A 21,191-nucleotide genomic window follows, 5' to 3' on the forward strand; every position below is an offset into this window, starting at 1 on the left:
CCGAATAGCCTGCAGCGTTGCAGCAAGCACCGCGGCAGCATCAAACCCAATGCCACCGGAACGGTGGCCGCGCCATGATCATGTACCTGTCCATGATGCTGACAGCAGCCATCGTCTCCTACGTCGCAACGTGGGGTGCACGGCTGATCGGCAACCGGCTTGAGCTCTTCGCCCCGATCCGCAGCCGGGACATGCATTCCAGCCCGGTCTCCCGTCTTGGCGGGCTGGGGATCTTCGCCGGCGTACTGGTGGCGCTGGCAGTGTCCAGCCAATCCTTCTTCGTCAAGGACATCTTCCGGAACAACGGCTCGCCGTGGGGTGTCTTGGCGGGCGCCGCCGTCATCGTGCTGGTGGGAGTGGCGGACGACCTCCTTGACCTGCGCTGGTGGATCAAGCTGATCGGGCAGGCCTGCGCCGCGCTTGTGGTGGCCGTCTGGGGTGTCCGAATGACCATCATCCCGTTCGTTCCGGAGCCGATACGCTTCGAGTCGGACCCGGTCAACATCGCTCTCACCACCGGACTCATCGTTGTCACGATGAACGCGTTCAACTTCATCGACGGGCTGGACGGGCTGGCCGCCGGGGTGGCCATCATCGGCGGGTCTGCGTTCTTCCTCACGGCCTACTGGGTCCACAGGAACGCGCCGATCCTGGACCGTTCAGACCTCGCCACACTGCTGACGGCAGTCCTCGTGGGGAGTTGCCTGGGCTTTCTGCCGCACAACTGGTTTCCCTCGAAGATCTTCATGGGGGACTCCGGGGCGATGCTGATAGGACTGCTGATGGCGTCAGCCGGTGTGGTCTCTACAGGGCAGATCACGTCGGGGCTTTATGACCGCGTCAACGGTATCCCCACGATCATCCCGATCCTGCTGCCTTTTGCGGTACTGTTCCTGCCGCTCCTGGACCTGTGCCTCGCGGTGGTGCGGCGCACCGCCGTCGGCCGTTCACCGTGGTCCGCGGACCGCGGGCATCTGCACCACAAACTCATGGACATCGGTTATTCCCACCGCACTGCGGTGATGCTCCTGTACTTATGGGCAGCGGTGCTGTCCTTCGGTGGCCTGGCCTTCGCGGTCTACCCCTGGCAGCTGGTGCTGGCAATGATGGTCGCCGCCACGCTGATCATGGGCCTGGTCACGGCCTGGCCGTACCTGAGCCGCCGCGGGGAGAACACCGGAGTGGGTCCGGCGCCTGAGTAACACGCGCTTTTCGGAAAATTTCTATCTCGTGTAGAATTCAGGTGCGGGTCTTTCCTGCACCACTCCACCCTGCCCCGAAGATTGGGTTCGCATGACCTCCAACGCCGACCCCGGACCTGCGTCCGGCAAAGGAACCGTTGGCGTCTCCGGCCCCACACGGTCGCTCTGGCTCGGTCTGCTGGGACTCAGTTCCGCAGTCGCCGGCGGCGCCCTGGTTGTTACCGGCATCGTGGCTGCCCTGCTGAACGGCTGGACCGGTGTTGTGTCCAGCAGCCTCGGTGGCCTGCTCGTGGTCGTGTTCTTCGCGATCAGCCTCCTGATCGGACACTTCGTGGGGCGCAACAACCCCTCAGGTGCCGTCGGACTGTTCGTAGCGACCTACTTCGTCAAGGTCATCGGCTTTGCCGTGGTCCTGTTTGCCGTCGGTGCCCCCGACTGGCTGCACGGCCGCTGGTTCGTTATCGGCGCCGTCGTGGCAGTGGTCACTTGGCAGGCGGCCGAAATCTACGGTTTCAGCAAAGCCCGGCTGCAGATCTTCAACGACCCGGAGCAGGCCGGCGACCCTAAACGGAACGGCGGCAGCACCGATGTCTAAGCGGAACCACCCCGGGAAAAGCGAGCCTGGGACACCCGAACCGACCCCCGGTCCTGCCGCTGTACCCGGCGAGAATTCCGACGGCGGTTACAACGCTGGAATGGCCGTCTTTAGCTACATTATTGGCGGAATCATCGTCTGGAGTTTGATAGGGTGGGGACTGGATTATCTGTGGGGAACCCGCTGGATTGTGCTCGCAGGCGCTCTGCTTGGAGCCGCGGGAGGGTTCTATCTGTCCCATATGCACGGCCTCACCAGTTCAAGGAAACCAACTGGCGGGAACGGTGCAGCCAGCGGCCCGTCCGAGGACGGGAACAGTAATGCCAAATAATTTCACGAGGGGGAGGGCAAGCATGACGCGCGCCGGAACCCGACCAACGCCCAACGATGGACACTGCAGAGAGGAAACGCGTTGATCGCGCTTGCGCTCCCGGCCCAAAATTCAGGAGAGTTCACACCTCCCGGAATTGAAGAAATGCACCTGCCGGCAATCCTGCCGTGGGGTGCGGCAGACGGATTCTCCAAGCAGATGCTGCTGGTTATCCTGTCCGTCGTCATTATCGCCACATTCTTTGTGCTTGCTGCGCGGAAGCAGCAGCTCGTTCCCGGCAAGCTGCAGTTCGCAGGTGAAGCCGCCTACGGCTTTGTCCGTAACAGCATCGCCAAGGACATCATCGGTGGCAGGGACTTCATCAAGTACGTCCCGCTCCTGTTCAGCCTGTTCTTCTTCATCCTGGTGAACAACATCTACGGCGCCATCCCGGTGATCCAGCTCCCGAGCTTCTCGCACGTCGGCGGAGCCTACGTGCTGGCAGCCATCGTGTACGTCACCTGGATCGGCATCGGCATCAAGAAGAACGGCCTGCGCTACTTCAAGCTCGCCACCGTTCCCTCCGGTGTCCCGGTCTACATCCTCCCGATCGTCATTCCGATCGAGATCATCTCCAACTTCCTGGTCCGCCCGGTCACGCACAGCCTGCGTCTCTTCGCCACCATGCTGGCCGGCCACCTGATCGTCATGATTGCCGGCTCCGGCATCGAATACCTCGTCATGCAGGAGAACGTCCTCCTCAAGGGCACCTCCGTGCTGGTTCTCGCCGGTGCGATTGCCATGTACATGCTGGAAGCGCTGATCATGGCGCTGCAGGCCTACGTGTTCACACTGCTGACTGCGATTTACATCGAAGGCGCACTCCACGCCGACAGCCACTAGGCACCTCAAACTTCCCCTCGTGGGGATGAAGCAACCCAAACAACCTGCCATATACATGGCATCTTGAAAGGAAGAAAAATGGAAGGCTCCATCAACGGCTCCCTCAACCTCATCGGCTACGGTCTCTCGGCCATCGGCGGTGGTATCGGTGTGGGTCTCGTGTTCGCTGCCTACATCAACGGTGTGGCTCGTCAGCCGGAAGCCCAGCGCGTCCTGCAGCCGATCGCATTCCTCGGCCTTGCGCTGACTGAAGCCCTCGCCATCCTGGGCCTGGTCTTCGCTTTCGTTCTCAAGTAAACCTTCAGAACCTAGCGAACATTCAGAACCGAGTAGATAAGGACGGGTGAAATATGAATCAGCTGATCATCTCAGCCGCCACTGAAGGCGCCGAGGCGGCTAACCCGCTCGTTCCCAATCTTTGGGAAATGGGCGTCGTCCTCGCCGGCTTTGCTGTCCTCTTTTTCATCGTGGTCAAGTTCGTTGTCCCGATGTTCGAGAAGACGTTCGCAGAGCGTGCCGAGGCCATCGAGGGCGGCATCGCCAAGGCTGAGAAGGCTCAGGCTGAGGCTTCTGCCGCACTCGAAGAGTACAAGCAGCAGCTCACTGATGCCCGTGCTGAGGCCAACCGTATCCGCGAGGAAGCACGTGCCGAAGGCGCCCAGATCCTGGCGGAACTGAAGGAGAAGGCGGCAGCCGAGTCTGCACGCATCACCGCTCAGGCACACGCGCAGATCGAATCCGAGCGCCAGGCGGCCGTCGTGTCGCTGCGTGCGGAGGTGGGCACCCTTGCCACCACGCTTGCGGGCCGCATCGTTGGGGAAACCCTCGAGGACGACGCACGCGCAGCACGCGTTGTTGACCGCTTCCTGGCTGATCTGGAGACCCAGAACGCAGGTGTAGCTAAGTAATGGCAGGTGTATCGAGCGAATCGCTGACCAAGGCGCTGACCGAGCTGGAGCCAAAGCTTCCGTTTGCATCGCTGCAGTTGGCAAAGGAACTTTTCGGGATCCTGGGAGCGGTGGACAGCTCGGCTGGCTTGCGCCGTGCCCTGACTGACCCCTCCCGCAGCGGTGAGGAAAAGTCGGCGTTGATCAAGCAGCTCTTCAGCGGAAAAGTTTCCGCCGAAGCCGTGGACATCGCTGCCGGTCTGGCCAGCTCACGCTGGGCATCGGCGCGAGACATCGGCGATGCACTCGAGACGCTTGCCGCAACGGTGGTCATCGCCGTTGCTGAAAACAAGTCGGCCGTTTCTGCCTCCGGTATCACTGGCCTGGAAGAACTCGAGAATGATCTGTTCTCCTTCAACCAGGCTGTGGCTGCCAGCCACGAGGTGCAGGGTGCCCTGTCTGAACCGCAGGCCAGCGCCGCCGCCAAGATCGCCCTGGCCGAAAGGCTGGTTCCTTCCGCAAGTGAGGAAGCCAAGATCCTTATCGGACAGGCAGTGGCCCATCCCCGTGGCATCAAGGCAACCAGGCTCGTCAGCCGTTTCGCCGAGCTCGCCGCCAAGCGCCAGCAGCGCTGGATTGCGACGGTCAGCGTTACGCGTCCCCTGACGGGGACGCAGGAGAACCGTCTGCAGGCGGGATTGAACTCCCTCTACGGACGTGAGCTGAAGATCAACTTCAACGTTGATCCCAGGCTGATCGGCGGCATCCGGGTGCAGGTGGGGGACGAAGTGCTCGACGCTTCGGTCCTCACCCGCCTGAACGAGCTCCAGCGCCAGCTGGCCGGCTAGCCGGACAAGCACAACAAAACTGATAGAAACCCCGGTCATCGTGAGCAACGATGATCACGAATACAGGAGAGCAGGGACTGCAGATGGCCGAATTGACCATCAACGCCGACGACGTCCGTAATGCGTTGAACGAATTCGCGGCGTCCTACGAACCCGGAAACGCAGAGCGCGTAGAGGTCGGCCGTGTGACCACCGCAAGCGACGGCATCGCCCGTGTTGAGGGCCTTCCCTCGGTCATGGCGAACGAGCTGCTTCGTTTCGAAGACGGCACCCTGGGCCTCGCCCAGAACCTCGACGTGCGCGAGATCGGTGTCATCATCCTCGGTGACTTCTACGGCATCGAAGAAGGCCAGGAGGTTCACCGCACCGGACAGGTTCTGTCCGTACCGGTGGGCGACGCCTTCCTCGGCCGCGTGGTTGACCCCCTGGGTGTGCCCATTGACGACCTCGGCGAGATCAAGGCCGAGACCACCCGTGCCCTGGAACTCCAGGCGCCCGGCGTGACCCAGCGCAAGTCGGTCCACGAGCCGATGCAGACCGGCCTGAAGGCCATTGACGCGATGATCCCGATCGGCCGCGGCCAGCGCCAGCTGATCATTGGCGACCGCCAGACCGGCAAGTCCGCGATCGCGATCGACACGATCATCAACCAGAAGGCCAACTGGGCTTCCGGCGATGTCACCAAGCAGGTCCGCTGCATCTACGTCGCCATCGGCCAGAAGGCGTCGACGATTGCCGCTATCCGCCAGACACTGGAGGACAACGGCGCGCTCGAGTACACCACGATTGTTGCCTCCCCGGCGTCCGACCCGGCAGGCTTCAAGTACCTCGCCCCTTACGCCGGCTCGGCCATCGGCCAGCACTGGATGTACGGCGGCAAGCACGTTCTCATCGTGTTCGATGACCTGTCCAAGCAGGCCGAAGCCTACCGCGCCGTCTCGCTGCTGCTCCGCCGCCCGCCGGGACGCGAAGCCTACCCGGGCGACGTCTTCTACCTGCACTCCCGCCTGCTGGAGCGTTGTGCCAAGCTCTCCGACGAGCTCGGTGCAGGCTCGATGACTGGCCTGCCGCTCATCGAAACCAAGGCAAACGACGTTTCCGCCTACATCCCGACCAACGTGATCTCCATTACCGATGGCCAGATCTTCCTGCAGTCGGACCTCTTCAACGCCAACCAGCGCCCCGCTGTTGACGTTGGTGTCTCGGTTTCCCGCGTTGGCGGTGCCGCCCAGGTCAAGTCCATGAAGAAGGTCTCCGGTACCTTGAAGCTGGATCTTGCCCAGTACCGCGACATGCAGGCCTTCGCGATGTTTGCGTCCGACCTCGACGCCGCGTCGCGCCAGCAGCTGACCCGTGGTGCCCGCCTGATGGAACTGCTCAAGCAGGGCCAGTACTCGCCGTTCCCGGTCGAGAACCAGGTTGTGTCCATCTGGGCCGGTACCCAGGGCTACCTGGACGACGTCCCGGTGGAGGACATCAGCCGCTTTGAGTCCGAATTCCTGGAGCACCTTAAGCACAAGTCCTCAATCCTCACGACGCTGGCCCAGACCAACGTCCTGGATGACGACACCGTCGAAGCGCTGAAGGCCGCCATTGTGGACTTCAAGAAGGGCTTCTTCGGCGAGGGGGACGACAAGCTGGTTGGTGCCGGCCACGAGGAGCATGAAGCTATCTCCGAGGGTCAGGTCGACCAGGAAAAAATCGTCAGGCAGAAGCGCTAGTTTCGCTGGCAGGGACTGCCGGAGCCCTTCGGGGGTCCGGCAGTCCCGGCCATCGGGATCTTAGGAAAGGATAAGTATGGGAGCCCAGATCCGGGTCTACCGCCAGAAGATCAGCTCGACCACGTCGATGCGCAAGATCTTCAAGGCGATGGAACTGATCGCTACATCGCGCATTGGCAAGGCCCGTGCCCGGGTAGCAGCTTCACTGCCTTACGCGAACGCGATCACGCGCGCCGTTTCCGCCGTTGCAAGCCAAAGCGAAATCGACCACCCCTTGACCACCGAGCCGGAGCAGATCCGCCGGGCCGCCGTCCTGGTTATCACCTCGGACCGCGGCCTTGCAGGTTCCTACTCCGCAAGCGTGCTCAAGCAGGCAGAAGGCCTGAACGAACTGCTCCGCGCCGAAGGCAAGGAAGTCAAGACGTACCTCGTGGGCCGCAAGGCGCAGGCTTATTTCGATTTCCGGAACCGTCCCTACGGGCGGGTCTGGACCGGCAACACGGATGCACCTGAGTTCGCCACGGCGCAGGAAATCGGCGCGGCACTCCTTGAGGACTTCGCCATTGATTTCGAAGAGGGCGGCGTGGACGAAATCCACGTTGTGTACACCCGCTTCAAGTCCATGGTGACGCAGGAGCCAACCGTCATCCGCCTTCTTCCCCTTGAAGTTGTGGAAGAGCAGGCAGTCTCCGAGTCGGAACTTCTGCCGCTTTACGAATTCGAACCGGAGCCGGGACAGGTGCTCAACGCACTGCTGCCGCGCTACATCGAATCCCGCATTTTCGCGGCCATGCTGCAGGCAGCGGCTTCCGAGCTTGCTGCACGCCAGCGGGCGATGAAATCCGCCGGCGACAACGCCACGGAGCTCATCAAGAAGTACACGCGTCTGCGCAATACCGCCCGCCAGGCAGAGATTACGCAGGAGCTTTCCGAAATCGTGGCCGGCGCAGACGCTCTCGCGTCGTAGCCGCACGGAACACGGACCCCTGCACCACCAGATAAACTTAACCCCACGCCATCTACGAGTGAAGTGAGAGAGATGACTGCCACCGCTACCGAACACGTAGCAGCAACGGCCGGTGCAACCGGCCGTATCGCACGTGTCATTGGCCCGGTTGTCGACGTCGAATTCCCGGCTGACGCAATCCCCTCGATTTACAACGCACTCACCACCGAGATCACTCTCAACGGTGAGACCAAAACCATCACGTTCGAGACCTCCCAGCACCTGGGTGACAACCTCGTCCGCGCTATCTCCCTGCAGGCAACCGACGGCCTGGTCCGCGGCACCTCCGTGGTTGACAGCGGTTCCCCGATCTCCGTGCCTGTTGGCGACGGCGTCAAGGGCCACATCTTCAACGTCCTCGGCAAGCCGCTGGACGTCGAAGAGTCCGAGATCCAGGCTTCGGACTACTGGCCGATCCACCGCAAGGCCCCGTCCTTCGCGTCCCTCGAGGGTTCCACCGAAATGCTCGAAACGGGCATCAAGGTCATCGACCTCCTCACCCCGTACATCAAGGGTGGAAAGATCGGCCTGTTCGGCGGCGCCGGCGTGGGCAAGACCGTTCTGATCCAGGAAATGATCACCCGTGTTGCCCGCAACTTCGGTGGTACCTCCGTGTTCGCCGGTGTTGGCGAGCGTACCCGTGAGGGCAACGACCTCTGGGTTGAAATGGAAGAGGCAGGCGTCCTCAAGGACACCGCCCTTGTGTTCGGCCAGATGGATGAGCCGCCGGGAACGCGTCTGCGCGTGGCCCTGTCCGCCCTGACCATGGCGGAGTACTTCCGCGATGTCCAGAACCAGGACGTGCTGCTCTTCATCGACAACATCTTCCGCTTCACGCAGGCCGGTTCCGAGGTTTCCACGCTGTTGGGCCGCATGCCTTCCGCCGTGGGTTACCAGCCGAACCTTGCCGACGAGATGGGCCTCCTGCAGGAGCGCATTACGTCCACCAAGGGCCACTCCATCACCTCGATGCAGGCCATCTACGTCCCCGCAGATGACTACACCGACCCGGCACCGGCCACCACCTTCGCGCACCTGGATGCGACCACGGAACTTTCCCGTGAAATCGCCTCCCGTGGCCTGTACCCGGCCGTGGACCCGCTGACGTCCACGTCGCGAATCCTGGACCCGCAGTACATCGGCAAGGACCACTACAACACGGCTGTCCGTGTGAAGCAGATCCTGCAGAAGAACAAGGAACTCCAGGACATCATCGCCATCCTCGGTGTTGACGAACTGTCTGAAGAGGACAAGATCGTCGTGTCGCGTGCACGCCGCATCCAGCAGTTCCTCTCCCAGAACACCTACACCGCCAAGCAGTTCACCGGCGTTGAGGGCTCCACCGTCTCCATCAAGGACACCGTTGAAGGCTTCGCGGCCATCTGCGACGGCGAACTTGACCACGTTGCAGAGCAGGCGTTCTTCAACGTCGGCGGCCTGGACGACGTCGAGCGCCAGTGGGCCAAGATTCAGGAACAGACCAAGTAATATGGCTGAGCTTGAGGTTGAGATTGTCGCAGCGGACCACTTCGTGTGGTCCGGGGCGGCCAAGATGGTCAAGGCCCGCACCAGCGATGGTGAAATCGGAATCCTGCCCGGCCACTCGCCCGTGCTGGCGATTTTGGCCGAGGGTCAGCTGGCGATCGAGCCGGTCTCCGGCGACCGCATTGCCGTAGACGTTGACGGCGGGTTCTTCTCCGTCGACAACAACCGGGTGGTAATTGTTGCTGACAACGCCCAGCTGGGTGACGCGGCCACTGCGGGGATCCGATAGCACAACCCTGATGGACGTTACTTCCTTTCCGTTCATCGCCATAGCAACCGTGTTTGCGGTGCTGATTTTTACGCTGTGCCTGTTTGGGGTGCGCCGCTTCAACCTGCGGCGCGCCCTGGGCACGGTGGACGCCTCCATTCGTACGGCTGGAAAGAGCTGGCGGATGGGGGTTTGTCGTTATCAGGACAATGAGCTTGAGTGGTTCAAACTCCTGTCGCTAAGCGTGCGGCCCCGCCACCGCTTTAAACGGAGTTCGCTGGAGCTGCTGGGCCGGCGCCAGCCCACGGAGGCGGAGCTGGTCAAGATACAGCCGGATGTGGTGATCGTGGAGCTACGCTACGAGGGCCGGGACGTTTTCCTGGCCATGAAGTTCGATGCGTACACCGGTTTGTCCTCGTGGCTGGAAGCCGGGCCCGTCATCGGCGTGGGGACTTGGCGCTGACCGTTCAGCACCCGCTCGGCGCCAAAGCGGCGCCGCCCCGTGAATGTTTCAAGATCTGAAAATATTAGTGACACAAAAATGATCCCCGGCACGAATGCCGAGGATCATTTCTTTTGAGACTAATTAGACGACGGTTACGCCCGTAGCCTGGGGGCCCTTGGCGCCCTGGCCGATTTCGAACTGAACGCGCTGGTTCTCGTCGAGGGTCTTGAAGCCGCCGGTCTGGATCTCGGAGTAGTGAACGAAGACATCGCCATCGGAGTCGTCCGGGGTGATGAAGCCGAAGCCCTTTTCAGCGTTGAACCACTTGACGGTTCCCTGTGCCATTTATTTCTCCTCAGTATGGAACTGTTTAAGGCCAGCACACCTCGTACTGGTCTTGGTTACTCCGCGAGAAGAATCCTGGCCTGCACCCCCGATAACCGGAATTGCGTTGCAGGAGCTTCGCGCTCGCAACATGTCTTGCGAGCATGAAAAACACCTACACAAAGACTGATACAAGAATTTCATGGGCAAACCGTCTGGTCAACGGGCAAAACGCGAATTCCGGCAAATTTTGGACAAATCCGGAGTAAACGCCTGATCACCCCTTGGCTACGGCTACACGGGCAGGAAGTGCCGGTCAGAAAAGCCGGGATTCAATGTCGTCAACGCCCCGCATCGCGTCGTAATCCAAGGTCACGCAGTCAATGCCGCGGTCCGTGGCCAGCACCCTGGCCTGCGGCTTGATCTGCTGTGCGGCGAAGATGCCCCGCACCGGCGCCAGCAGAGGATCGCGGTTGAGCAGCTCGAGGTAGCGCGTCAGCTGTTCCACACCGTCGATGTCCCCGCGGCGCTTCAGCTCGATGGCCACCGTGGCGCCGTCGGCATCCCGGGCCAGGATGTCCACAGGGCCGATGGCTGTGAAATACTCCCGCCGGATCAGCGAGAATCCCTCGCCGAGGGTTTCGATCTGGTCGGCGAGGAGGCGCTGCAGGTCTGCCTCGACGCCGTCCTTGATAAGGCCGGGGTCCTGACCGAGCTCGTGGGAGCTGTCGTGGATCTGCTCATGGATGTTGATGATGAGCCTGTCATCCGTCTTGGCCGACTGCACGGTCCACTGTTCGACGACGCCCACCTCGACGTCGGCCTCCTCCGGGGAGGTGACGCGGAGAACGGCGGGCGGGCTCATCCAGTTCAGCGGCTTGTACGAGCCGCCGTCGGAGTGCACCAGCACGGAGCCGTCGGCCTTCACCAGCAGGAGCCGGGTGGCGAGGGGGAGATGGGCTTTGAGCCGGCCAACATAATCAACGGAGCAACGGGCTATGACGAGACGCACGCCCTACACCATACCTTCTCCGCAGGGCCTTCCCTGCAGCGGCCGCCCGGCGCGGGGCGGCCCGAGGAAAGGCACTGCGGGCCTTAGCACGGTGTCATGCTGGGCGGGGCAGGGGCGCCGGCTGAGGCAGAATGGAGTCATGCCCCGCTCCAACCGTCCCCGCCGACCCAAGACCGGGCGCGGTGCGGCCGGAAATGCCCCGGGCGGCGGAAAGCACGGCACCGGTCCCGCACCGGAACTTGACCTGGAGCGGGCACGCGCGGGAATCGCCCGCCGGGAAAGCGCGCCGGACGGCGACTGGATGGTGCGGACCATGACGGCCCGCAACGCCGAAAAGACGTACATCTGCCCGGGCTGCTCCACGGCGGTACCGCCCGGGATCGCCCACCTCGTGGTCTGGGCCGACGACCACCTGTTCGGCGCTGCCGCGGGTCTGGCGGAGCGGCGCCACTGGCACACCAACTGCTGGACGTCCCGTAACTTCCGGTACCGGTAACGTCCGGCACCGGCAACGCCGGGTGACCAGTGCCCGGGCCGGCCCGGCCGGAAGATAAGCTGGTGCGCATGACTTTTGACCCGGCGTCGTACGTTTTCAGCCAGCCATCAGCCGCCACCGCGATTCGCGCCTCCACGGTGCTTCCCGCCCGCCGCGAAAACATCGAAATCCGCACGGAGGACGGCCACACGCTGGTGGGCGAACTGGCCCTGCCGGAATCGGGTCCGGTCACCGCCACGCTGATCACCCTCCACCCGCTGCCCACGCACGGCGGCTTCATGGATTCCCACGTGTACCGCAAGGCCTCCTACCGTCTGCCGGCACTGGCCGGCGTCGCCGTGCTGCGCTTCAACACCAGGGGCACCACTTCGCCGCGCGGAACCAGCGACGGAACCTTTGAGGAAGGCGTTGGCGAGCGGTACGACGTCGAGGCGGCGGTGCGTTTCGCCGTCGAGCGCGGACTGCCCAACCGCTGGCTCGTGGGCTGGTCCTTCGGCACCGAGCTCGCCCTGATGTACGGCGCCGTGGAGCCGGTGGCCTCCCAGGTGGAGGGCGCCGTGCTGCTGTCGCCGCCGCTGCACCGGGCCACCGACGAGCACCTGAAGCTGTGGGCGGAGGCCGGCAAGCCGCTGACCGTCCTGGTGCCCGAGCACGACGACTACCTCCGGCCCGCTGCCGCTGAGGCCCGGTTCGGCCTTGTGCCGCAGGCCAGGGTGGTGGGGGTCGACGGCGCCAAGCACCTTTGGGTGGGGGAGAAGCAGGCCGCCCGGGTGCTGAACGAGATCGTGGACGACGTTACGCGCGATGGCTCAGGAGCCGCGGGCCTCCCGCAGGAGTGGGAAGGGCCGGTGGCCACCGCCGCCGTCTGAGGCTGGTGCGTGTCTGCGCTTAATGCTTGACTGCGCCTAATGCTTATCCTGGCGGACGATGTAGATCTCCTTGATCAGCAGCAGGGTGGCAGCCGCCGTCGGGATGGCAATCAGTGCACCCAGGACGCCGAGCAGGCTGCCGCCGGCAATGACGGAGATCACCGCGACGGCGCCGGGCACGGCCACGGCCTTCTGCATGATGCGCGGCGAGATGAAGTAGGCCTCGAACTGCAGGTAGGCGAAGTAGCAGACGGCGTAGGCCAGGGCGGACTGCCAGCCAAGCGTCAGGGTGATCAGGATGACCACCACGCCGGCGATCAGCCCGCCCACCAGCGGAATGAACGCCAGCAGTGCCACGATGAACGTCAGCAGCACGGCGAACGGCACGCCGATGATGGACATGACGATGAAGGCGAAGGTGGCGTTCAGCAGGGCGACCACCGCCTGGCCGATGACGTAGTTGCCCACCGAGCGGCTGATCTCCTCGGACAGCGCCTCGACGCGGGGCCGCCGGGACCGCGGTGCCAGCCGGTAGCCCCATTTCTTCATCGCCGGCAGGGCGGCCAGGAAGTACAGGCTGAGCACCAGCACGATCAGCGTGCCGAAGAGGCCGTTTGCCACCGTCGACCCGAAGCCGAGGACGCCGCCGAAGATGCCGCTCATGGCCTCGGGGTTCTTGACGAACTTGTCCAGTTCCTCGGTGATGCGGTCGCGGACGCCGAACTGGTTGTCCAGGGTCCGGAAGAAATCGGAGTTGATGAAGTCCCGCACCCACACCGGGGCCTGCTGCACGAGTTCGGTCACCTGCTCCACGATCGTGGGGATCAGGGTGGCAAAGAAGCCCACCACGGCGAGCATCAGCACCGACACCGAGACGAGAATGCCTGCGGGCCGGGGAATCTTCCGGCCCTCCAGCCAGCGCACCACGGGGTCCAGGCCCAGGGCGATGAACAGGGCGGCCACGATCCAGAGCAGGAGCTGGGTGGTGTGGGACCCGATCCAGTAGACCAGCAGGGCCAGGCCCACGCCCACTGTGCCCATGAACCCCAGGTACAGGGGGTGCTGGGCGGAGATGCGGGGGCCGGGGGAACCGAACCGTGCGGTGTCCGCGGTCTCACCGGCATCTTCCGGCTCAACGCTGTCCGGATGCTCCGGCGGGAATTCAAACCGGAGCCGGGGCTGGGCGCCCGGGATTGGCTGGCGGAGGCGCCGCAACACGGCACCCAGGGCGGCGGGGCGGCCCCTCGTCTTGACCGGCTTCTGCAGCGGCGCGCCCTGTGGCACGGGGCCGGGTGCCGCAGCATTGTATGCAGCAGTATCCTGTGCTGCCGGCAGGCTCTGCGGGGAGTCGGCGTCGGGCAGATCTTCGGGGCCGCGCATGGACGGATCCGTGTGTTCAGTCACTGCTTTTTGATGCCTTTACCGTGCGTGGCGCCGCGGCTGCGGGCCGGATGTGATGATCATCGCAAACACTATCAGCAGCCTTGTGAATAGCCGGGCGGGCGGCCTTTCGCTGGGGCGGCGGCCGGCGCTGTGAACCCCCGATCCGGCCTATTGGTAACAAAACGGTTACTATTGAAGCTAAACCCCCGCTGATGATAGGTATTCCTTTGCGTTTCAAGACTGCAGTTGCACTTGTGCTGCTCGGCCTCCTGACACTGCTGGCCGGCATCGGGCAGAAGACCTTCTGGGCCCCCGCCGAGACAGTGACGGCAACGGCTTCCGCCGGCCAAGCCGCGCCCCTGACCGTTATCGACCAGAAGCTGCGCACCCTCGAAGGTGGAACGGTCACCATCAAGGTCAAGGGCGAGGGCAGCTTCCTGCTCGCGGCCGGACGCCCGGACGATGTCGATGCCTGGGTGGGAAAGACCGCCCACAACACGGTCACCGGAGTCTCCGACGACAAGAAGTCGCTGCAGGTTAAGCACAACGACGGCGAAGCCAGCGCGCCGTCGCCCGCCGGGTCTGACCTCTGGGTGAGCACCGAGAACGCCAGCGGCGAGCTGGACTACACGTGGTCCGCACCCGCCGACGGCGACTGGTCCCTGCTGCTGGCAGCGGACGGAAAGAAGCCCGCGCCGTCGTCCATTTCCATGACGTTCCCCAACGACACGTCCATGCCGTGGGCCGTGCCGCTCATGGTCCTCGGCGGCCTCCTGATCCTCGCCGGCGGGGCACTGCTGGTCCTCAAGCCCAAGAGCGGGGCGCCCCGCGACGGCGGGTCCTCCGATAGCGGGTCGGCAGGCAGCGGGCCGGCTGACAAGGCCGGCGCCAAGCAGGGCAGCCTGTTCGCTCGGCGAGCCCGCGCAAAGGCGGCAGCCAAGGCCGGTGAACGGTCCTCCTCCGCGCGGCTCAGCGTTGTGGTCGCGGCCACCACCGCTGCTGTCCTCGCCGGCACCGCAGCTGCCGCGCAGGCCAGCACTTCGTCTGCCCCGGCGTCGACCTCCACCGCCAGCGCCTCGCCCGAGGCCGGCGGCACGCCGGTTGTCCTGGACGCCCAGTTCCGCCGCATCCTGGAGCAGGTGGCCAGCGCCACCGACGCCGGCGACGCCGCCAAGGACGCCAAGAAGCTCGCCGCCCGCGTTGCCGGGACGGAGCTTGAAGTGCGTACCCAGAACTACAAAATCAGGTCGCGGGTGGCCTCCTATGACGCCCGCATGCCCGTGCGCTCCACGAAGCTCCTGACGACGGTGGTCACCGACAAGCGCGAATGGCCGCGGTCCGTCCTCGCCGTCACGCAGGGTGAAGGCAACGTTGTGCCGCAGCTGCTCACGCTCGTGCAGAAGGCCCCGCGGGAGAACTACAAGCTCGTGGGCACGTCGCCGCTGCAGCCCGGCACCACGTTCCCGTCGATCGTTCGCGGCGGCACGGAGTCGCTTGCCGCAGACGACAAGTCCGGCCTGCTCTACAGCGGGCAGGAAGCGCTCGCAGGACTGGCCGACCGGCTGACCAAGTCCAGCTCCACGTTCAAGAGCAAGCTGGTGGAAGGGGAATCTTCCCCCTACATCGCGGACACGCTGTCCTACCAGGCTGACATTGTGAAGGACGGCGTCGACGGCAAATTCGCATTCACGCACAAGGTTGTTCCGGAGAACACCGTGGTGTTCCGTACGGAGGACGGCGGGGCCCTGGTCCTTGGCCGCCTGACCTTTAACTTCGACGGCACCCCCAAGGCCGAAGGCGACAAGCTGTCCATCGGCAACGATGCGGCCGTCCTCGCCGGCGGCAAGGAAACCACCACCGGCATGGTGCTGAAGTTCGCCGAATCCGTGGCCGTGTACGTGCCGCCGGCGGCCTCGAAGGACCCGATGAAGCTCGTGGCCGCCACGCGCGGACTGGTGGGGGCCAGCTTCAAGTAGGGAACAGGTTCCCTAAACCTGCCGTCACTCGAGCGGCCGCGGTGCTTACCGCGGCCGCTCTTGTGGCTAGAGTGGGAGCTATGAGTTCGCCAGCTTCCCGCCCTGTCCCTTCGGCCGCGAGCCAGCTTAACCTTCGTGGCGCCGTCGATCTCTCCTCCCTCAAGCAGCGGCCGGCGCCGCCGGCACCCCCCAGCAACCCCGCGGCAGGCGACGCACAAGCCCAGCAGAACGACGGCGCACCCGCCCTCCGGGTGGACGTCACCGAAGCAAACTTCCAGAGCCTTATCGAGCTGTCCGCCCAGGTGCCCGTGGTGTTTGTCCTCTGGGCCGCCTATTCGCCCGAATCAGCCGGCGTGCTGGATGCCCTTGACCGGAACATCCAGAGCTACGGCGGCCGTCTGGTCCTCGCCGCTGCTGACGTCGAAGCGTTCCCCCAGCTGGCCCAGGCCTTCCAGGTGCAGGCCGTTCCCACCGCTGTGGCCGTAATCAAGGGCCAGCCGGTTCCGCTCTTCCAAGGCGGCGCAGACGAACAGCAGATCCGGCCCCTGCTGGATGAACTTCTCACGGTCGCCGCCGCCAACGGGGTGACCGGCAACGTCGGAGGCGGCGCAGGTTCAACTGAAGAACCCGGCCCAGCCCCGCTCCCGCCGCTTCACCAGAAGGCCTTCGACGCCATTGAAGAGGGTGACTACGCTGCAGCGGCCGCTGCCTACCGGCAGGCGCTCGCCGAGATGCCCGCGGACGCCGAGGCCAAGGCCGGCCTGGCGCAGGTTGAACTCATGGAGCGCCTGCAGAGCCTTTCCGGACCCGAGGGTGAGGCCCTGCGCCAGCTCGCGGCGGATGAACCCGACAACCTGACGGCCCAGCTGGGCGTGGCGGACCTCGATCTCGCGGGCGGCCACGTCGAGGATGCCCTCAACCGCGTGGTCGCGTTCATCGGCAGGAACTTCGGACCGGAACGCGAGACCGCCCGCATACGCCTGCTCGAACTGTTCGAGGTTGTGGGGACCACCGACGAACGCGTTGGCAAGGCCCGCCAGGCGCTGGCCCGGGTGCTGTTTTAGTGACGGCGCCCGCGCTGTTCCGGCCCCTGACGCTGCGTTCCCTGGAACTGCAGCACCGCGGCTGGGTTTCGCCGATGTGCCAGTACAGCTGCGAACCTGACGAGGCGCCCGGCGTGCCCAACGACTGGCACCTCATGCATCTTGGATCGTTCGCCGCCGGGGGAGCCGCCCTCATCCTGACCGAGGCCGCGGCAGTCAATGCCGAAGGGCGCATCAGTCCCCGCGACGCGGGGCTGTACAACGACGAGCAGGCGCTGGCCTGGGAGCGGATCGTCGGCTTCGTGCACCGCCACGGCGTGGCCGACACGAAGATCGGTGCCCAGCTCGCGCATGCAGGACGCAAAGCGTCCACGTACTGGCCGTTTTCCGGCCAAAGCGGATCGGTCCCGGCGTCCGACGGCGGCTGGCAGACAGTGGGTCCGGGCGCCCAGGCCTTCGACGGCTACGCGCCGCCCGCCGCCATGACCGAGGACGACATCCAGCGCGTCATCGCCGATTTTGCCGCCGCGGCGGCCCGCGCCGTGGACATCGGCTTCGACACCATCGAACTGCACGGTGCCCACGGATACCTCCTCCACGAGTTCCAAAGCCCCCTGATCAATGACCGCACCGACTCCTGGGGCGGCAGTGCCGAGGGGCGGAACCGGCTGACCCTGGCCGTCGTCGACGCTGTCCGCAACGTCATCCCCGACTCCATGCCGCTGCTGCTTCGCATCTCGGCAACCGACTGGGCAGAGGGCGGCATCAGCGTCGAGGACTCGGTCAGCCTGGCCGCGCAGGCCGCCGCGCGTGGCGTGGACCTCGTCGACGTGTCCAGCGGCGGGGCCGTCGCGCACCAGAAGATCCAGCCCGGACCGGGCTACCAGACCGAATTCGCCGCCCGGATCCGCCGCGAAACAGGAGTCGCCACCGGCACCGTCGGGCTGCTGACCTCCCCGGACCAGGCGGAACATGTGGTGGCTACCGGACAGGCGGACGGCGTCTTCATTGCCCGCGCGGCACTGCGGGATCCCCACTGGTGGCTCCGGGCCGCCTTTGAACTCGGCCACGACCTGCGCTGGGCGCCGCAGTATGAACGGGCCGTGCCGCGCCGTGCTTTTTAGGCGTGCTTTTTAGCGGCCGGATGTGCCGAGATTTCTACTCCTTCGGGAGGATCCCCCTGGCCGCAGGGCGCGGCTAGGGTGAGTGCATGAGCACTCCCATAACAGCCCTCTCGATCAGGGGGCTTGCCAAGCGCTTCGGCACCAAAATCGCGGTGGACGGCATAAGCCTCGACGTTCCGGCCGGTTCGTTCTTCGGCATCGTCGGGCCCAATGGCGCCGGCAAGACCACCACCCTGTCCATGGCGACCGGCCTCCTCCGCCCGGACTTCGGAACGGCGGTGGTCCACGGGGTGGACGTCTGGGCGCACCCGCTGGAAGCCAAGAAGCTGATGGGCATCCTGCCTGACGGGGTGCGGCTCTTTGACCGGCTCAGCGGTGAGCAACTGGTCACGTACGCCGGGCTGCTCCGGGGCATGGACAGGGACGTGGTGGCTTCCCGCGTGGGGGAGTTGCTCGCAGCATTTGACCTCAGCCAGGACGCGGGCACCCTGGTGGTTGATTACTCCGCCGGCATGACCAAGAAGATCGCGCTGGCCTCCGCGCTGATCCACGCTCCGAAGGTCCTCGTGCTGGACGAGCCCTTCGAATCTGTGGATCCCGTCTCCGCCGCCAACATCAGGGACATCCTGGACAGGTACGTGGCCTCGGGCGGCACCGTGATCGTGTCCAGCCATGTGATGGACCTCGTGCAGCGGATGTGCGACCACGTGGCCGTGATCGCCGGCGGCCGGATCCTGGCCGCAGGCACGATCGACCAGGTGTGTGCCGGAGCCACCCTGGAGGAACGGTTCGTGCAGCTCGTGGGCGGCCGGAGCCAGACGGAGGGGCTCGAATGGTTGCGCACCTCCTGAGGCTGAAGCTCGCGCTGCTGCGTAACGGGCTGCGGCGGAGCCCCTGGCAGCTGGTGGGGCTGGCATTCGGCGGACTGTACGCGCTCTTCTTCGTCGGCATGTGCGTGATGCTGCTCGTCCTGCTGCGGCAGGAGGATCCGGGCCTCGCCCAGACCGTGGTGGTGCTTGGCGGTTCCGCGGCGCTGCTGGGCTGGGGAATTGTGCCGGTCATTGCCTCTGCTGTCGACATGACGCTGGACCCCGCCCGGTTTACCACGTCGGCCGTGCCCATGCCGCAGCTTCTGGCCGGCCTCGCGCTCGGCGGCCTCATCGGCATTCCGGGCCTGGCCACCCTGCTCGTCGCCCTGGGCACCGTGGTCACCTGGTCCCGGGGTCTGCTGCCAGCTGCCGGCGCGCTGGTTGGTGCCGTCCTGGGCGTGCTCACCTGCGTGGTGTTCTGCCGCGTGGTCACCACCGCCACGTCGAGCCTCGCGGCCTCACGCCGGTTCAAGGACCTCAGCGGCATCGCCTTCATGGTTCCCCTGGTCCTGCTGGGCCCGATCACCGCCGGCATCTTCCAGGGCATGGCGGGTTCCGGGGCCTTCCTGACCGACCTGGCCGGCAGGGTTTCCTGGACGCCGCTGGGGGCGGCCTGGTCGCTGGGCGGCGATCTCGAAGCCGGACAGGCGGGCCCGGCGGGACTCAAGCTGCTTATTGCCGTGGCCACGCTGGCGGGGCTTACCTGGTGCTGGAAGCTGCTGCTGGAACGTGCCCTGGTTACGCCGGCCTACAGCGGTAGCAGCCGCCGGAAGGGCGGCCGCCTGGGGCTGTTCGCCCTGCTGCCCGCGACGCCCGCGGGTGCCGTCACGGCGCGGGCCCTGACCTACTGGTTCCGTGATCCCCGATATTCAGGCTCGCTGGTGGTCATTCCGCTGCTGCCCGTTGTGCTGGCTTTCCAGGGGAGCCAAACCAACGACTACGGCGTGCTGATGGTCACCGGTCCGCTGACGGCGTTCCTGCTGGCGTGGTCCATCTCGGGCGATGTTTCCTACGACAACACCGCGTTTGCCCTCCATGTCGCTGCCGGCGTGCGGGGAGTCCATGACCGGCTGGGGCGCGCGCTGGCCTGCCTGGCGTTCGCGCTGCCCGCGGTGCTGGTCCTCGCCACCGTGCCGTTCTTCATCACGGGGGACTGGGCATGGTGGCCGTCCATCCTGGGGATATCCGTGGGAGTGCTGCTGACCGGGCTGGGCCTGTCGTCAGTGGTGTCCGCCCGCTACACCATCGCCGTGCCGCTTCCCGGCGACAGCCCGTTCAAGAAGCCGCCGGGCAATGTGGGGCAGACGCTCGCCGTCCAGTTTGGCGGGATGGGTGTCCTGCTGGTGCTGGTCCTCCCGGAGGCCGGCCTGGTGCTCGCGCAGGTGCTTACCGGTGACCCGCTTTTTGGCTGGATCAACCTGGCTCTAGGCCCCGTCCTCGGCGCGGCACTGTTCATAGTGGGCGTCCGGGTGGGCGGGCGCTGGCTCGATGCCCGCGGCCCGGAGCTTCTGGCCCAGGTCACGGTCAACCGGTGAAAGCACGCAACCGGTGAAAAGTATCTGCCCGCCGTGGTTGACTAACAGGACAGCTGAGAGAAAGGCCGAACATGGAGGTCGTCATACTTCCGGGCGCCAGGCAGATTGCCTCCCTCGTGGCGGATGCGGTGGAAAGCCTGCTGCGGGGCAAGCCTGACGCCGTGCTGGGGCTGGCCACAGGCTCCTCGCCGCTGCCGGTCTACGACGAACTCGCCCGGCGCCACGAACAGGCGGGCCTGGATTTCAGCCGTGCCTACGGATTCACCCTCGATGAGTACGTCGGGCTGGAACCCGGCCACCCCGAGTCCTACCGGGAGGTCATCCGCCGCGACTTCGCGAACCGCGTGAACATCGACCCCGGGAACGTCCTCGGACCGGACGGCAGCGCCGTGGACATTCCGGCGGCCTGCCGGGCCTACGAGGACCGGATCAGGGAGCGTGGCGGCATCGACGTGCAGATTCTGGGGCTCGGCACCGACGGCCACATAGGTTTCAACGAGCCGGGCTCGTCCCTGGCCTCCCGCACGCGGATCAAGTCGCTCATTGAGCAGACCCGGCGCGACAACGCCCGCTTCTTCCGCAGCCTTGACGAGGTCCCGCACCACGTGGTTACCCAGGGGCTGGGCACCATCCTCGAGTCGCGCCACGCCATCCTGCTGGCCACGGGGGCCCAGAAGGCGCAGGCCGTGCACGACCTGGTGGAGGGGCCCCTCGCCGCGATCTGCCCGGCCTCGGTCCTGCAGCTGCACCCGCACGCCTCGATCGTGGTGGACGAGGCCGCAGCGTCGTCACTGAAGCTCGCCGACTACTACCGGCACACCTACGACCACAAACCTGCGTGGCAGGGTCTGTGACCGGAACCTGCGCCCGGTCCTCCCGCGGCCGCACCT

At 65.2% G+C, this 21,191-nt stretch carries 23 protein-coding genes; 20 read left to right on the forward strand and 3 right to left on the reverse strand.

What is annotated here, in order from left to right:
• The first annotated feature begins 74 nt into the window (after positions 1 to 74).
• The 12 genes from ACFVTE_RS05715 (at position 75) to ACFVTE_RS05770 (ending at position 9,688) form a co-directional block, all read left to right on the forward strand.
• A complete protein-coding gene (locus ACFVTE_RS05715) occupies positions 75 to 1,202 on the forward strand; it encodes an MraY family glycosyltransferase (protein ID WP_387098051.1) in 1,128 nt (375 codons plus the stop codon).
• Positions 1,203 to 1,293: 91 nt separating this feature from the next.
• A complete protein-coding gene (locus tag ACFVTE_RS05720) occupies positions 1,294 to 1,797 on the forward strand; it encodes a hypothetical protein (protein ID WP_387098053.1) in 504 nt (167 codons plus the stop codon).
• Entirely contained in the window at positions 1,790 to 2,128 is a 339-nt protein-coding gene (locus tag ACFVTE_RS05725) for a hypothetical protein (RefSeq protein ID WP_387098055.1), read from the forward strand. The genes ACFVTE_RS05720 and ACFVTE_RS05725 overlap by 8 nt, the downstream gene beginning before the upstream one ends.
• 81 nt (positions 2,129 to 2,209) lie before the next feature.
• The gene (gene atpB, locus ACFVTE_RS05730; protein WP_102972065.1) at positions 2,210 to 3,010 is read left to right on the forward strand and encodes a F0F1 ATP synthase subunit A; all 801 of its coding nucleotides are present in this window, start codon (positions 2,210 to 2,212) and stop codon (positions 3,008 to 3,010) included.
• A 78-nt stretch (positions 3,011 to 3,088) separates the two neighbouring features.
• Positions 3,089 to 3,307, forward strand: coding sequence for an ATP synthase F0 subunit C (gene atpE, locus ACFVTE_RS05735; protein WP_003804776.1), 219 nt, complete (start codon positions 3,089 to 3,091; stop codon positions 3,305 to 3,307).
• Positions 3,308 to 3,360: 53 nt separating this feature from the next.
• The gene (locus tag ACFVTE_RS05740; protein ID WP_387098059.1) at positions 3,361 to 3,918 is read left to right on the forward strand and encodes a F0F1 ATP synthase subunit B; all 558 of its coding nucleotides are present in this window, start codon (positions 3,361 to 3,363) and stop codon (positions 3,916 to 3,918) included.
• Positions 3,918 to 4,745: a F0F1 ATP synthase subunit delta gene (locus ACFVTE_RS05745; RefSeq protein WP_387098062.1), complete on the forward strand. Its 828-nt coding sequence runs from the start codon at positions 3,918 to 3,920 to the stop codon at positions 4,743 to 4,745. The genes ACFVTE_RS05740 and ACFVTE_RS05745 overlap by 1 nt, the downstream gene beginning before the upstream one ends.
• 83 nt (positions 4,746 to 4,828) lie before the next feature.
• Positions 4,829 to 6,466, forward strand: coding sequence for a F0F1 ATP synthase subunit alpha (gene atpA, locus ACFVTE_RS05750; RefSeq protein WP_387098344.1), 1,638 nt, complete (start codon positions 4,829 to 4,831; stop codon positions 6,464 to 6,466).
• A 76-nt stretch (positions 6,467 to 6,542) separates the two neighbouring features.
• Entirely contained in the window at positions 6,543 to 7,433 is an 891-nt protein-coding gene (locus ACFVTE_RS05755; RefSeq protein ID WP_387098065.1) for a F0F1 ATP synthase subunit gamma, read from the forward strand.
• Positions 7,434 to 7,505: 72 nt separating this feature from the next.
• Positions 7,506 to 8,960, forward strand: coding sequence for a F0F1 ATP synthase subunit beta (gene atpD, locus ACFVTE_RS05760; RefSeq protein ID WP_377989917.1), 1,455 nt, complete (start codon positions 7,506 to 7,508; stop codon positions 8,958 to 8,960).
• Between the two features lies 1 nt (position 8,961).
• A complete protein-coding gene (locus ACFVTE_RS05765; protein ID WP_306924356.1) occupies positions 8,962 to 9,246 on the forward strand; it encodes a F0F1 ATP synthase subunit epsilon in 285 nt (94 codons plus the stop codon).
• 10 nt (positions 9,247 to 9,256) lie between these two features.
• The gene (locus ACFVTE_RS05770; protein ID WP_387098067.1) at positions 9,257 to 9,688 is read left to right on the forward strand and encodes a DUF2550 domain-containing protein; all 432 of its coding nucleotides are present in this window, start codon (positions 9,257 to 9,259) and stop codon (positions 9,686 to 9,688) included.
• Between the two features lie 123 nt (positions 9,689 to 9,811).
• Here ACFVTE_RS05770 and ACFVTE_RS05775 read toward each other — a convergent pair whose 3' ends face one another.
• Positions 9,812 to 10,015, reverse strand: a complete 204-nt coding sequence (locus ACFVTE_RS05775) for a cold-shock protein (protein WP_003804766.1) — start codon at positions 10,013 to 10,015, stop codon at positions 9,812 to 9,814.
• A gap of 295 nt (positions 10,016 to 10,310) precedes the next feature.
• Positions 10,311 to 11,006, reverse strand: coding sequence for an endonuclease NucS (nucS, locus tag ACFVTE_RS05780; protein ID WP_377951227.1), 696 nt, complete (start codon positions 11,004 to 11,006; stop codon positions 10,311 to 10,313).
• A gap of 139 nt (positions 11,007 to 11,145) precedes the next feature.
• Between nucS and ACFVTE_RS05785 the strand changes: the two genes are divergently transcribed.
• Both ACFVTE_RS05785 and ACFVTE_RS05790 read left to right on the forward strand, forming a co-directional pair.
• A complete protein-coding gene (locus ACFVTE_RS05785) occupies positions 11,146 to 11,502 on the forward strand; it encodes an ATP/GTP-binding protein (RefSeq protein ID WP_387098072.1) in 357 nt (118 codons plus the stop codon).
• 68 nt (positions 11,503 to 11,570) lie between these two features.
• Complete coding sequence (locus ACFVTE_RS05790) at positions 11,571 to 12,371, forward strand: alpha/beta hydrolase (protein WP_387098075.1); 801 nt, start codon at positions 11,571 to 11,573, stop codon at positions 12,369 to 12,371.
• Positions 12,372 to 12,407: 36 nt separating this feature from the next.
• Here ACFVTE_RS05790 and ACFVTE_RS05795 read toward each other — a convergent pair whose 3' ends face one another.
• Entirely contained in the window at positions 12,408 to 13,775 is a 1,368-nt protein-coding gene (locus ACFVTE_RS05795) for an AI-2E family transporter (RefSeq protein ID WP_387098078.1), read from the reverse strand.
• Positions 13,776 to 13,966: 191 nt separating this feature from the next.
• Here ACFVTE_RS05795 and ACFVTE_RS05800 point away from each other — a divergent pair, with 191 nt between their 5' ends.
• The 6 genes from ACFVTE_RS05800 to nagB all read left to right on the forward strand — a co-directional run bounded on the left by ACFVTE_RS05800 (position 13,967) and on the right by nagB (position 21,155).
• Complete coding sequence (locus ACFVTE_RS05800) at positions 13,967 to 15,730, forward strand: hypothetical protein (RefSeq protein WP_387098081.1); 1,764 nt, start codon at positions 13,967 to 13,969, stop codon at positions 15,728 to 15,730.
• 80 nt (positions 15,731 to 15,810) lie between these two features.
• On the forward strand, positions 15,811 to 16,794 hold the full coding sequence (locus tag ACFVTE_RS05805) for a co-chaperone YbbN (RefSeq protein WP_387098084.1): 984 nt from the start codon (positions 15,811 to 15,813) through the stop codon (positions 16,792 to 16,794).
• The gene (locus ACFVTE_RS05810) at positions 16,794 to 17,897 is read left to right on the forward strand and encodes an NADH:flavin oxidoreductase/NADH oxidase (RefSeq protein WP_387098087.1); all 1,104 of its coding nucleotides are present in this window, start codon (positions 16,794 to 16,796) and stop codon (positions 17,895 to 17,897) included. The genes ACFVTE_RS05805 and ACFVTE_RS05810 overlap by 1 nt, the downstream gene beginning before the upstream one ends.
• A gap of 86 nt (positions 17,898 to 17,983) precedes the next feature.
• Positions 17,984 to 18,748, forward strand: coding sequence for an ABC transporter ATP-binding protein (locus ACFVTE_RS05815; protein WP_387098090.1), 765 nt, complete (start codon positions 17,984 to 17,986; stop codon positions 18,746 to 18,748).
• Positions 18,730 to 20,301 carry a transporter gene (locus tag ACFVTE_RS05820; RefSeq protein WP_387098093.1) on the forward strand — a complete coding sequence of 524 codons (1,572 nt, stop codon included), beginning with the start codon at positions 18,730 to 18,732 and terminating at the stop codon, positions 20,299 to 20,301. The genes ACFVTE_RS05815 and ACFVTE_RS05820 overlap by 19 nt, the downstream gene beginning before the upstream one ends.
• A gap of 71 nt (positions 20,302 to 20,372) precedes the next feature.
• The gene (gene nagB, locus ACFVTE_RS05825) at positions 20,373 to 21,155 is read left to right on the forward strand and encodes a glucosamine-6-phosphate deaminase (protein ID WP_387098095.1); all 783 of its coding nucleotides are present in this window, start codon (positions 20,373 to 20,375) and stop codon (positions 21,153 to 21,155) included.
• The last annotated feature ends 36 nt before the right edge of the window (positions 21,156 to 21,191 follow it).

This window comes from Arthrobacter sp. NPDC058097 (assembly GCF_042884885.1).
Taxonomy (GTDB): domain Bacteria; phylum Actinomycetota; class Actinomycetes; order Actinomycetales; family Micrococcaceae; genus Arthrobacter.